The organism is Patulibacter brassicae (assembly GCF_033949425.1).
GTDB lineage: Bacteria > Actinomycetota > Thermoleophilia > Solirubrobacterales > Solirubrobacteraceae > Patulibacter > Patulibacter brassicae.
Genome location: NZ_JAXAVX010000003.1, coordinates 131,059 through 143,687, shown reverse-complemented (window position 1 = coordinate 143,687; position 12,629 = coordinate 131,059). Strand labels below are relative to the sequence as shown.

Genomic DNA, 12,629 nt, shown 5'->3' with positions numbered 1-12,629 from the left:
GCACCTCACGTGGTTTGGTCGCACCGGCGACCGGGCACCCGGTCGCCCAGGACGCGGCCTCCCTCGGCCGCGCACCGAGGACGAGGAGCCGCATGGTCGAGACCGCCGCCACCCCCCGCGTGCCCGTGCTGCGTCGCCGGCTGCTGCAGGCCGCGCGAGCGATGACGACGCCGCTGCTGCCCGACGACTACCTCGCGCTGCTGAACCCCGCGTGGTCCACGCGCGAGCTCACCGGCACCGTCCAGCGGGTCGTCCCGGAGACCGACGAGGCCGCGACGATCGTCGTCCAGCCGAACGCGCCCTGGCCGGGCCACCGCCCCGGGCAGTACCTGCGGATCGGCGCGGAGATCGACGGCATCCGGCACTGGCGCGCGTACTCGATCACGAGCGACCCGGACCATCCCGAGGGGCTCGTCTCGGTGACGGTGAAGCACGTCCCCGAGGGCCGCATGTCGCCGTGGTTCACCCGCCGCTGCGACCACGGCACGCAGGTCCTGCTCGGCGACGTGGAGGGCGAGTTCCTGCTGCCCGACCCGCTGCCCGAGCGGCTGCTCATGATCACCGCCGGGAGCGGGATCACCCCGATCTTCGCGATGCTCCGGGAGCTGCAGCGCCGCGGCGGCCTGGGCGACGTCGTCCACCTGCACGGCACCCGCACGCGCGAGGGGTTCATCTTCGGCGAGCGGCTGCGCGCGCTCGCCCGCGAGCACGACGGCTATCGCCTGCACGAGCAGGTGTCCTCCGAGAGCGGGCGCCTGGCGTGCACGGACCTCGACGACCTCGTGCCGGACTGGCGCGAGCGCGCGACGTTCCTCTCGGGCCCGCGGGAGATGATCGACGCGTTCGAGGCGCACTGGCAGGACCACGGCGACGACCCCGAGCTCCTGCGCACCGAGCGCTTCCAGCCGGTGATCGGGACCGGCGCCGACGGGGCCGAGGGGTCCGGGGGCACCGTCCGCTTCCTCGTCACGGACGTCGAGGCCACCTGCGCCCCGGGCGTCTCGATGCTCGTCGGCGGCGAGGAGGCGGGCGCGACGCTGCCCCACGGCTGCCGGATGGGCATCTGCCACACGTGCGTCGGCCGGCTGCGCGCCGGTCGCCTGCGCGACCTGCGCTCCGGCGAGGTCCACGGCGAGGAGGGCCAGACGGTCCGCACCTGCGTCAACGCGCCCGAGGGCGACGTGGAGATCGAGCTGTGACCCGCCGTCCGCACCGCGCCCCGTTCCCCCGCTCACGCGGTGCGCGTCCCGTCGCGCCGCCGTCCCGCCCCACCGACCCAAGGAGGCCCGCATGAGCCCCGACACCGGACCCAGCACCGCCACGCGCCCGGACACCGTCGGCGACGCCGAGCGGCCGTCCGGCCGCCCGTTCGACCCGGCCTCGCACAACCCGCTGCACCGCCTGACCGACGCGCAGATCGAGGAGCTCGGCGAGCGGTTCCAGGCGATCCACGACGAGGTGAAGGCCGACCTCGGCGAGCGCGACGCGACGTACATCCGCAGCCTCATCACCTTCCACCGGCGGCTCGTCGCGCTCTCGCGGATCGTGCTGATGGCGTCGCGCTACCCGCCGGCCTGGGCCCTGGGGACCACCGGCCTCTCCGTCGCGAAGATCCTCGAGAACATGGAGCTCGGGCACAACATCCTCCACGGCCAGTGGGACTGGATGAACGACCCGAACATCCACTCCTCGACGTGGGACTGGGACACCGCCTCGACGGCGGCGTCGTGGAAGCACTCCCACAACTACGTCCACCACACGTTCACGAACATCGTGGGCAAGGACAAGGACGTCGGCTACGAGATCATGCGGGTCGATCCGAAGCAGCCGTGGGAGCCGCGCTACCTCGCGCAGCCGGTGGTGAACGTCCTGCTCATGCTGCTCTTCGAATGGGGCGTGGCGCTGCACGACCTCGACATCGAGGCGATCCGGAAGCGCCGCAAGGACCCGAAGGTCCTCAAGCGCGAGCTGAAGGGGATCGCGGGCAAGGCCGGCCGCCAGATCCTCAAGGACTACATCGTCTTCCCGGCGCTCTCCGGCAAGCACTGGAAGAAGACGCTCGTGGCCAACGCGACCGCCAACGTCGTGCGCAACGTGTGGTCGAACATGATCATCTTCTGCGGCCACTTCCCCGACCAGGCGTACACGTTCACCGAGGAGGAGGTCGAGGACGAGACCCGCGGCGGCTGGTACGTCCGGCAGCTCATCGGCGCGGCGAACATCGAGGGCACGCCGCTGTTCCACGTCATGAGCGGCAACCTCGGCTACCAGGTCGAGCACCACCTGTTCCCGGACATGCCCTCGTCGCGCTACGCGGAGATCGCGCCGAAGGTCAAGGCGCTCTGCGAGGAGTACGGCCTGCCGTACAACAGCGGCCCGTTCTGGCAGCAGTGGCTCATGGTCCAGCGCACGCTGCTGCGGCTCTCCTTCCCCGGCGGCCGGGAGCGACCGAAGCCGGGGCCGTACGTCGCCCCCGACGAGGAGCCGGTCGCCGAGCCGACCGTCCAGGGCCACGCGGGCCCGATCCCGGCGTTCCCGTAGTCGCGCTGCGGGGCCCGGCGGGCGCGGGCCCTACTCGCAGCCGATCCAGTCGACCTGGAACGACGAGATCCGGCCGCGGGTCGTCCGGGCGACGACCGTCGGCGAGCGGCGGCCGGTGCAGCGGTTGTGGTGCGACGAGAGCACCCAGCCGTTGCGGACGTGCGTGCCGGCGGTGCTCGAGAAACACTGCCCAGGGGCGCAGCGCCGCGCCCCGGTCGCGCGGATGCGCCGCTCCGGCGTCCCGACCCGCAGGCCCCTCGTGGTGTGCCAGCGGGAGCCGGTCAGGCGGGCGCCGACGAACTGCCCGTCGTCGCAGGCGCTGAGCTCGCCCTCGCCGAGCACCGCGTAGGTCGCGCGCAGGCCGATGCGGCTCCAGCGCAGCTCGCAGGTCGTGCCGCCGCGGCCGGTCCGGCGCGCGGAGGGCGCCCCGAAGCGGGCGGTGAGGTCCTCCGGCGTGCCCTGGACGGCGCCCCCGATCCGCCCGTCGAGCGCGACGCGGAAGCGGGCGTCGGCCGCGCCCGAGACGGCCGGGACGCCGAGCAGGACGCTCGCGAGGAGCGCGAGCAGGAGGAGGAGGGGCCGGCGCACGGTCGGTCCACCGTAGTGGCGCCGCGACCAGTCGCGGCGCAGCCCGGTCGCGTGCTGGTCCCGTCCCGGGGCCGGCCCGGGCGCTCAGGACCGCTCGTCGAGCGCGCGGGCGAGCCGCGCGGGGGCGACGGTGACGTAGGCGTCCTCGAGCAGCCCGGTCAGCTCGTCGTCGTCGACGCCGGCGCGCAGGTCGACGCCGAGCCACCCGCGGTGCCCGACGTACGGCGGTCGGAAGAACCGGTCGGGCGCCGCGTCGACGAGCGCCTCCTGCGCGCCCGCCGGTGCCGCGATCCACAGCGCCAGGCGCCCGTCCCCGTGGTGGTCGTCGAGCAGGTGCGCGAACTGGCGCCCGCCCCGGCCCTCGCGGGCGGCGACGAAGAGCGCCGGGTGCCCGTGGCTCGTCCGCTCGGAGGTCTCCGGCAGCGCGGCGACGATCCGGCGCACGCGGGCGAACGCCGCCTCGGCCTCGGCGGGCACCTAGTGGAGGCGCTGCTCGGCGAGGGGACCGGTCGCGCGGCTCCGCTCGTCGCCCTCGAGCGCGACCTGGAAGAGCCACCGGTCGATCTTGCCGTGGTACACGGGCACGCCGAGCCGGACGCAGGTCGCGATGATCTCGGTCCGCTCGACGCCGCGCAGGTCGGCGAGCTCGTCGGGGGTGAGGTGGTTGGCCACGGTGCTCGCAGGGAGAGGAAGGGCTCGCTCCCCTTCTACTCCGCTCGTCGCGGCGACGCAAGGCCGCGGTGGCCGGGTGACGGGTGAAGCTCAGCCGAACAGGCTCGGCTGCTCGAACGCCCCGGCGCCCTCGAGCGTCAGCAGCCGCCGCTTCGTGTCGGCGCCGCCGGGCGCGGAGAACCCGCCGATCGCGCCGTCGGCGGCCAGCACGCGGTGGCAGGGCACGACGAGCGGGAACGGGTTGCGCCCGAGCGCGCCGCCGACCGCCTGCGCGCCGTCGGGCCTGCCGACCGCGACCGCGATCCGGCCGTACGTGCTCGTGCGGCCGGGACCGATCGCGCGGATCGCCGCGAGCACCGCGCGGTCGAGCTCCGGCAGGCCGGCGTCGGCGATCGGGACGGCGCGCAGCGCGGCGTCCGCCGCCTCCCGCTCGACGGCGGAGCCGTGGAGCAGCGCGCGGAGGGCGGCGGCGATCCGGTCGGCCAGCGCGACATCGCCGGGGCCCGCGCCGCCCGACCCGGGACCGTCGTCGCGCGGGCCGATCCACACGCCCTGCAGCGCCCCTTCCACGACGGTGAACGCCGCCGGCCCGACCGGCGTGTCGATGACGCGACGCTCCGTCACGACCCCGGATCCTCCGGCACCGGCCGGACGTCGTCGGCCGGCGGCCGACGACGTCGCGGGCTCGCGGAGGCACGCGGACGATCGGGGCCCCGCGGACGCCCCGGCGCTCCCGGGCGACGGCGCTCAGCGGGAGACGCGGACCGTGACGGTCCGCGCATCCAGCGGTGCGCCCCCGAGCCACGATTGCACCCGCATCCGGTAGCGGCCCGGCACGATCCGCCGCACCCGCGCCCGCTGGACCCCCGGCCGCCTGGCCCGCAGCGTCACGCGCCCGACGGTCCGCCACCGCGCCGGGCGCCCGGTGCGGGCCGCCGGTGCGACCTGCCGGTCGATCCGGACCGTCGCCCGGCCCGCGACCGGGAACCGCGCGGTGAGCGCCGTGCGTGACAGGGCCGGCGTGCCGAGGCGCGAGCTCCCGGATCCGGAAGGGGCAGCGGGTGTCGCGACGCCGGTGGTCGGCGACGGAGCAGGCGCGGCGCCGGCCGCCGCCCGCGCCGACGGGGCGAAGCCCCGACCGCTGGCCTTCGCGAGCGCGACCTGGTCGAGCGGCGCGTGCTCGGCCCAGTCGGCGGGCATGCGGGCGTCGCCGTCGGTGCCCCAGCCCGGCGGTGCGACGTTGCGCAGCACCAGCGGGATCCGGAGGCCGCCGCCCGGGACCACGAACGTCGTGGCGTAGTGGAAGCGGTACGCGGCGAAGACCGGCCAGAGGCGCATCGTCGTCCCCTGGCCCGGCAGCAGGCGCGACGTCCCGCAGGCACCCTGGTCGAGGGTGCACGAGCCGAAGCGCACGGCGTCGCCGCCGTCGAAGCGCGCGTCGCGGAGGAAGACCGTGTCGTCCCCGGTGTTGCGCACGCCGAGCGTCACCGGGACCGTCACGCCACCGATGCCGAACGTCAGCAGCTCGCCCGGGCGCAGGTTGCGGACCGAACCGGCATCGTGGTGCGGGGCGACCGTGATCGAGAGCCGCGGGCCGTTCGGTGACAGCACCGAGCGGTACGGGTCACGGGGGTAGCTCGTGGCGGCGGCGTCCTCCTGCGACGGGTCATGACCGGCGTACCGCGTGCCGTACTCGTCCGTTCCGGGGCCCGCGAGACGGGCTCGCAGGGAGAAGTCGAGACCGTCGCGCACCTCGCCGTCCTGGGCGACGACGTCCGGCGCGTCCTCGCGACCCATGGGAAGGTCGGGCCAGCGGGTCGGCAGGCCGTAGCGGCTCTCGGCGGTGACCCTCCACCGTCCGGGGCGCACGCGCAGCTCGTACCGCCCGTCGGTGTCGGTGTCGGTGACGAGGCGCTCCGCGCCGTCGGGGCGGGACGCCGTCACCTGTCCCGGGCCGAGCGCGGCGCCGCGGACCGTGACGCGTCCTCGCAGCACGGCGGTGAGCGCGTCGAACGCGCGCATCCCCGAGTCGTCGGCCCGTGCCGCGGCGGGGCCCGGCGTGGCGGCCAGCGACGCCGCCACGACGAGGAGCGTCGCGGCGGCACCGCCGGCGCGACGTCGCGCGGCGCCACGCCGTCGCCACGCGGTCATCGGGTGCCGATCCGGTGGTAGAGGACGAGCGAGCGGGCCGGCTGTCGGCCGATCCGCGTGGTCAGGGTGACGCGGTAGCGCCCGGCCCGCAGGCGAGGCATGCTCACCCGCCGGTCGCCGGAACGGGCGCTGTGGACCCGCAGGGTGCGCACGGTCCGCCAGGTCGCGCCCTTCCGGCTCCGCGCGCGGGTGGCGACGCGACGAGCGAACCGGACGGTCGCCTCGCCCGCGGCCGGGAAGTGCACCTCGACCTTGCGGGCGGTGAGCTCCAGACCGGCGAGCGTCGGGGCGGTGCCGAGCTTCGACGGCCGGCGATCGTGCGGGCCACCGGCGCCCGCGAGCGCGGGGACCGCCAGGCGATCGGCGTACGCGAGGCTGCCGTCGGCGTTGCGGGCATTGGCGTCGAGGACGACGAGCGGCACGCGCAGGTCACGTCCCCCGCTCCCCGGGAAGACGACCGTCACGCGCAGCTCCCGCTTGGGCATCGGGAGCGGCACCGGGATGTCGACGAGCTGCAGGCCGTTGCTCGGGTGCAGCATCTGGCGCGCGCAGAAGAGCGCGCCGTCGGTGCGCATCGCGAAGCGCGACGCGTCCGGCCCCTCGAAGCGCACGTCCATCAGCCGGATCGGTGCGTCGCCGTCGTTGCGCAGCTCGACCTGGATCGGGAACTGCCCGAAGAACTCGTTCTGACGCAGCCCCGGGAAGGTTCCGCGCTGGTTGGTGATACGGCCGAGCACCGGTGCGACGGAGAGCGCCCCGACGGGTCGCGGCTGCGGGTCGTAACAGAGCTCGGTGAGGTCCTCGCGCGGGTACGCGGAGGCGTATCCCGGCTGCCAGACCCCGGTCTCGTCCATCGCGGCGTAGGCGCGGCGCGGACGCAGCTGGAGGTCGATCCCGGTCCGCTGCTGGCGGTAGCCGACCTGGATGTTGCGTCCGAAGTGGCGCTGGACGCCCGGGGGGACCGGGACGTCGGGCCAGCGACGGGGGAGGCCGAACACGCTCTGCGCCTCGACCGCGTACGTGCCGGAGCGGACCGCCATCTCCCAGCTGCCGTCGGGCGCGACCGTCGCGAAGCCGCTCGTGTCGCCGATGACCTTGACCTGGATCGCCCCCGGATCCGACCGGCCGGCGACGGTGATCCGCCCGCTGAGCCGCGCGTCGGCGCGTCGCGCGACGGCGTCGCGCTCGACGACGCCCGTCCCGTCGGTCGCGGCGGTGCGCAGCGCCGTCCCGAGATCCTCGTCGTAGGTCATCGTGATCTCGGGGTCGTCGACGGTGACGAAGAGGCGGGAACCGGCGACGTCGAACCACGGACCCGGACGGACGGGTTCACGCCCTCGATGATCCAGCGGCCGTGCTCGTCGCTGCGGGTGCTCCACTCCTTGGACCCGAACGTGCCGAACCCGAACTCGGTGACCGTGCTGGTGGAGATCCGGATCTGCGCGCCGGGCAGCGGCGCGCCGCCTTCGTCGCGGATCGTGCCGCGCACCGTCACCTCGCGCTCGTGCAGGTCGTCGAGCGGCGTCGGCGAGAGCGTCCACGGGTCCGTGACGGGTGGGGTCGCCGAGCGGACCGGTGCGAGGGGCACGACCGGTGACGTCGCGGCGTCCGCCGGCGGGGCCGCCGCGGCCACCGCGACGGCACCGAGGAGGAACGCGCTGAGGAGGGAGCGCCGGACGGGGACGGGGAACGGCATCGGAACGACCTCAGCGGATGCGGTGCAGGACGGTGATCGTGCGGGGGACCTGGCCGGCGACGGACGCGGTCAGCCGGACGCGGTAGCGCGCGGGCCGCAGCCGCGGCATCCCTCGCGACAGGTCGGCGGCCCCGGTCGACCGCAGCCGCACCGTCCGGACGGTGCGCCAGCGGGCGGCGCGATGGGCGGCGCGGCGCTGGAAGACCACCGTCGCCGTCCCGGCCCCGGGGAGGTGGACGCGGACCGCGCGCCGGGACAGCTCGAGGGACGCGAGCGTCGGCGCCGTCCCCTTGAACGGGCGCTTGGCCGTCGTCGGCGACGATGGGCGCGGCCCGGACGCGACGGGCGTCGGCCACGGGAACGTCGGCTGGGGCTCGGGTGGCAGGTCGCGCACCTCCAGCGGCACGCGAAGCTCGCCCTGGTCGTGGGGGATCACGATGTCCAGGCGCTCCGGGGCGGACGGGATGCTGCGGGCGTCGAACCAGATCGCCGTGCCACCGCCGTACGGCTCCTTCGGCGGCAGGCTCATGTTGCGCGCGCAGGGCATCTGCGACCAGCTCGCCGGCTTGCGGAACCGCTGCGCGCCGGGGCCCTCGAGGTGCGCGTCGTCGAGCCACAGCCGCCGGTCGCCGGCGTTCTCGACCGTCAGCGTCAGGAGGTTGCCCGCCCGCACGACGCTCGGCCGGGTCAGCGACACGGCTTCCCCGGTCCCGAGGAAGGTCGCGACGGCGCGCGAGCCGGCGCCGACCACGCGCGAGACGTGAGGATCGGGCGGGTAGCACCGAGCGGGGTCGGTCGGCCGCCGCTCGGCGTCCTGGACCCGCCATCCCGGCTCCCAGGTCCCGGCCTCGGTGGTGGCGTCGTACGGGAGGCGGGCGCGCATCGAGAAGTCCGCCACCGCCGTCCCGTGGTCCCCCACCCGCAGCGCCTCGCCCGACCCGATCGGGACGTCCTCGAGGTCGGGCCACACGGTCGCCAGGGCCCCGGGCGTGGTGGCGCTCAGCCGATAGGTGCCGGGCGGGACCCGCAAGGAGAAGCGTCCGTCCGCGTCGACGGTGGCCGTGCGCTGGTCGTACGGACGCTCGCCCGCGATCACCACCGACGGTGCCGGGCGGCCCGGGCGCTCCTCGACGAACGGCGTCGGATCCTGCTCCCCGTCGCCGGGACGGATCGTCAGGCGACCGGTGATCGTTGCGGTGGCCACCGAGGTCACGAGGTCGATCCGCGCCGGTTCGCCGGTGGTCGCCGCGCGCTGCAGGGCGGCGAGCACGTCGACCGACGGCCCGTGCTCGCCGCCGTGCGCGGCCATCGCCGACGCGGTCCAGAGCGCGTCGAGCGGGATCCCGTCGGTGGCGTCGTCGATGACGAAGCGGCCTCGTGCGTCGCTCGATCCGCCGCGGTACCCCGTGCTGCTGCTGCCGTTCGGGTCCCACCGTCGGAGCGTCAGCTGGACCGAGGCGCCGACGACGGGCCGACCGTCGCGGTCGGCCACGGTGCCCTCGACGCGCAGCGGGGAAGCGGCCGCGGACCGCGTGGTGGCCACGCTCGCGGTCGCGGCGGGAGGAGCATGCGCCGCGCCGAGCGCGGCACCGGCGAGCAGCGCGATCGCGCACGGGAGCGCGGCGGAGAAGCGGGAGATGGCTGGGCGCACGACGGACGGCACGGTCGGGGCTGGCGGGCCGGCACTCCTGCCATCGGTCGCGCGGCCGGCGTCGCCAGCTCGGGAGGACGGATGTCCGGTCGGGCGCTCGCGGCGCTCACCGGACGGTCGGTGCGGCGGGGGCGCTCTGGCGCGTCGGCAGGGCCCCGGCCCCCGAGGCCCTGCCGACACGCGAGGGCGGGGGAGGGGCGTTCGGCCGTTCGGTCCGGCGTCGGCCCGGACCGCCCGGCACGGGCCCGGAACGAGGACGGGCCCCGTCAGGGGCCCGTGGGCCGGCCGCCCGCGGGCGGCCGGGTGGGGGACGGATCCCCCCGGCGCAGGCGCGGCGGCGGGCCGCCGCGCCGGGCTGCTCAGCCGCAGCCGGTGTTGTTGCCGCAGCTCGAGCAGGTGTAGCAGGCGCCGGTGCGCTGCATCATGCCGCCGCACTCGCCGCAGACCGGGCCGAGCTCGACGATCGGACCGGACGCCTCGACCTTCGCCGGGACCACCGGCGGGGTGTCGGTCGCCGCGGCCAGCGCGGGCTGCGCGCCCGTGGCGCTCGCCGCCGGGCCGGCCGTGTCGGTCGACGCGCCGGACTGCGAGACCTGCTCGCGGGCGCGGACCTCCGCGGTGCGGATCCCGAGCTCCTCCTGGATGTCGGCGCTCAGGAAGCGGCTCGCGAGCCACCGCATGAAGTAGTCCGGCATCGACTTCGCGAACGGGATCTCCGGGTTCGTGGTGATCCCCTCGGGCTCGAAGCGCATGTAGCTGAACTTGCGCACGAGCGTCTCGAGCGGCACGCCGTACTGGAGCGCGATCGAGACGGAGGTCGCGAACGAGTTCATCATGCCGCGGAGCGCCGAGCCCTCCTTGCCGATGTCGGTGAGGAAGATCTCGCCGACCGTCCCGTCCTCGTACATGCCGGCGGTGAGGTAGCCCTCGTGGCCGCCGATCGAGAACTTGTGGGTGATCGACTGGCGCTCGCGCGGCATCCGGCGGCGCTTCGGCCCGAGCTCGGCGCGGATGCGCGTCTCGGCCTCGGCGACGGCGCGGGCGACCTCCTGCTCGATGCGCTCCTCGACCTCGGCCTCCGAGACGCCGCCCTCGGCCTGCGCGTCGGTGCGCAGCGCCTGGGCCGTCTTGGAGCCGTCGCGGTAGATCGCCAGCGCCTTCACGCCGAGGCGCCACGCCTCGGTGTAGGCCTCGGCGATGTCCTCGACGGTCGCCGTCGACGGCATGTTCACCGTCTTGGAGATCGCGCCGGAGAGGAACGGCTGCGTGGCGCCCATCATCTTGATGTGGCCCATGTGGCTGATCGCGCGCTGCCCGACCGCCACGTCGAAGACCGGCAGGTGCTCCGCGGCGAGGCCCGGGGCGCCGACGATCGTGCCGTGCTCGTTCGTGTAGGCGACGATCTGGTCGACCTCCTCGGCGCCGTAGCCCAGCTCCTGCAGCGCGAGCGGCACGGTCCGGTTGACGATCGTCATCGAGCCGCCGCCGACGAGCTCCTTGTACTTCACGAGCGAGAAGTCCGGCTCGATGCCGGTCGTGTCGCAGTCCATGAGGAAGGAGATCGTGCCGGTGGGCGCGAGCACCGTGGCCTGCGCGTTGCGGTAGCCGTGGGCGTCGCCGAGCTTCACGGCGTCGTCCCAGCTGCGGCGCGCCGCGGCGAGCAGCTCGGCGTCGCGGGAGAGGGCGTCGTCGATCTCGTACGCGGCCTCGCGGTGCATGCGCATGACCGCGTTGTGCGGCTCGCGGTTCTCGGCGTAGGCCTCGTACGGGCCGATCGCGGCGGCGACCTCGGCCGAGCGACGGTACGCGCGGCCGGTCATGAGCGCCGTGATGGCGGCGGCGATCGCGCGGCCCTCGTCGGAGTCGTACGGCAGGCCGTTGGCCATGAGGTACGCGCCGAGGTTGGCGTAGCCGAGGCCGAGCTGGCGGAAGCGGCGGGCGTTCGCGCCGATCTGCTCGGTCGGGTAGCTCGACGGGCCGACGACGATCTCCTGCGCGAGCAGGACGACGTCGACGGCGTGCTCGAACGTCTCCGTGTCGAACGTGCCGTCGGCGCGGCGGAACTTCATGAGGTTCAGCGACGCGAGGTTGCACGCCGAGTCGTCCACGTGCATGTACTCGCTGCACGGGTTGGACGCGTTGATGCGGCCGCTGTTGGGGCACGTGTGCCAGCGGTTGATCGTCGTGTCGAACTGGATGCCCGGATCGGCGCAGCGCCAGGCGGCCTTCGCGATCTCGTCCATGAGCTCGCGCGCGTCGTACCGCGGCGTGGCGATGTCCTGCGCCTCGGGGTTGCGCGGGGTGGTCTGCCACTCCTCGCCCGCGACGACCGCCTCCATGAACGCGTCGGTCGCGCGGACCGAGTTGTTCGCGTTCTGGTACTGGATCGAGGTGAAGCCGTCACCGTCGATCGACATGTCGAAGCCCGCCTTCGCGAGGGCCTCGGCCTTGTCCTCCTCCTTCGCCTTGCACTGGACGAACTCGAGGATGTCCGGGTGGTCGACGTCGAGGACGACCATCTTCGCCGCGCGGCGCGTCTTGCCGCCCGACTTGATCGTGCCGGCCCACGCGTCGGCGCCGCGCATGAAGGAGACCGGCCCGGAGGCCGTGCCGCCCTTGGACAGCGGCTCCATCGAGCCCCGGATGTTCGAGAGGTTGATGCCGGAGCCCGAGCCGCCGCGGAAGATCCGGCCCTCCTTCGTGTTCCACTCGAGGATCGAGTCCATCGAGTCGTCGACGGAGAGGATGAAGCAGGCCGAGCACTGCGGGCTCTCCTCGAACCCGACGTTGAACCAGACCGGGCTGTTGAAGGCCGCGAGCTGGTTGACGAGGATGTACGTCAGCTCGGCCTCGAACGCGTCGGCGTCCTCGGGCGTGGCGAAGTAGGAGAGCGAGCGTCCCCAGTCGGCGATCGTGCCGGCGACGCGGCCGACCATCTGCTTCACCGAGCGCTCGCGGGTCGGCGAGCCGAGCTGGCCCCGGAAGTACTTCTGGCTGACGATGTTCGTCGCGTTCTGGGACCACGTCTTCGGGAACTCGACGCCGTCCTGGCGGAACGCCGGCTTCTCGGGGTTGCCGATGACGGCGTCGCGGGTCTCCCACTCGATCTGGTCGAAGGGGTGGACGCCCGCTTGCGTGAAGCGCCGGCGCACGGTGAGCGCCTGGTCGATCGTGTAGTCGCTGGTGGCCATGCCGGTCGGAGCTCCTGTGCCAGAAAGGGGGTGGTCTGCGGTGAGACGGGACTGCGGGGTGACCGACCGCGACCAGGCGCCGAGCGGAGACAGAAACGCCGGACCGCAGGAGAGCGGCCCGGCGTGCGCACACCGGTTC

The 12,629-nt window shown here is 74.6% G+C and carries 11 protein-coding genes; 2 read left to right on the top strand and 9 right to left on the bottom strand.

The window, feature by feature from the left end; all coding sequences use genetic code 11:
- Nucleotides 1-92: 92 nt before the first annotated feature.
- Together SK069_RS08345 and SK069_RS08340 are read left to right on the top strand one after the other, a co-directional pair.
- Nucleotides 93-1,199, top strand: coding sequence for a ferredoxin reductase (locus tag SK069_RS08345; RefSeq protein WP_319953749.1), 1,107 nt, complete (start codon nucleotides 93-95; stop codon nucleotides 1,197-1,199).
- A 91-nt stretch (nucleotides 1,200-1,290) separates the two neighbouring features.
- Entirely contained in the window at nucleotides 1,291-2,541 is a 1,251-nt protein-coding gene (locus SK069_RS08340) for a fatty acid desaturase family protein (RefSeq protein WP_319953748.1), read from the top strand.
- Between the two features lie 30 nt (nucleotides 2,542-2,571).
- Here SK069_RS08340 and SK069_RS08335 read toward each other — a convergent pair whose 3' ends face one another.
- The 9 genes from SK069_RS08335 to SK069_RS08295 form a co-directional block, all read right to left on the bottom strand.
- Nucleotides 2,572-3,129, bottom strand: coding sequence for a hypothetical protein (locus tag SK069_RS08335; RefSeq protein WP_319953747.1), 558 nt, complete (start codon nucleotides 3,127-3,129; stop codon nucleotides 2,572-2,574).
- 84 nt (nucleotides 3,130-3,213) lie between these two features.
- The gene (locus SK069_RS08330) at nucleotides 3,214-3,606 is read right to left on the bottom strand and encodes an MmcQ/YjbR family DNA-binding protein (RefSeq protein WP_319953746.1); all 393 of its coding nucleotides are present in this window, start codon (nucleotides 3,604-3,606) and stop codon (nucleotides 3,214-3,216) included.
- Nucleotides 3,607-3,801, bottom strand: coding sequence for a hypothetical protein (locus SK069_RS08325; RefSeq protein WP_319953745.1), 195 nt, complete (start codon nucleotides 3,799-3,801; stop codon nucleotides 3,607-3,609).
- A 90-nt stretch (nucleotides 3,802-3,891) separates the two neighbouring features.
- Nucleotides 3,892-4,425: a methylated-DNA--[protein]-cysteine S-methyltransferase gene (locus SK069_RS08320; RefSeq protein WP_319953744.1), complete on the bottom strand. Its 534-nt coding sequence runs from the start codon at nucleotides 4,423-4,425 to the stop codon at nucleotides 3,892-3,894.
- Between the two features lie 123 nt (nucleotides 4,426-4,548).
- The gene (locus SK069_RS08315) at nucleotides 4,549-5,952 is read right to left on the bottom strand and encodes a hypothetical protein (protein ID WP_319953743.1); all 1,404 of its coding nucleotides are present in this window, start codon (nucleotides 5,950-5,952) and stop codon (nucleotides 4,549-4,551) included.
- Nucleotides 5,949-7,205 (bottom strand): hypothetical protein, encoded by a 1,257-nt coding sequence (locus SK069_RS08310; protein ID WP_319953742.1) that lies wholly within the window; start codon nucleotides 7,203-7,205, stop codon nucleotides 5,949-5,951. The genes SK069_RS08315 and SK069_RS08310 overlap by 4 nt, the downstream gene beginning before the upstream one ends.
- Nucleotides 7,202-7,648: a carboxypeptidase-like regulatory domain-containing protein gene (locus SK069_RS08305; protein ID WP_319953741.1), complete on the bottom strand. Its 447-nt coding sequence runs from the start codon at nucleotides 7,646-7,648 to the stop codon at nucleotides 7,202-7,204. The genes SK069_RS08310 and SK069_RS08305 overlap by 4 nt, the downstream gene beginning before the upstream one ends.
- A 10-nt stretch (nucleotides 7,649-7,658) precedes the next feature.
- Nucleotides 7,659-9,299 (bottom strand): carboxypeptidase-like regulatory domain-containing protein, encoded by a 1,641-nt coding sequence (locus SK069_RS08300; RefSeq protein ID WP_319953740.1) that lies wholly within the window; start codon nucleotides 9,297-9,299, stop codon nucleotides 7,659-7,661.
- Between the two features lie 359 nt (nucleotides 9,300-9,658).
- Entirely contained in the window at nucleotides 9,659-12,490 is a 2,832-nt protein-coding gene (locus tag SK069_RS08295) for a vitamin B12-dependent ribonucleotide reductase (protein WP_319953739.1), read from the bottom strand.
- Between the last annotated feature and the right edge of the window lie 139 nt (nucleotides 12,491-12,629).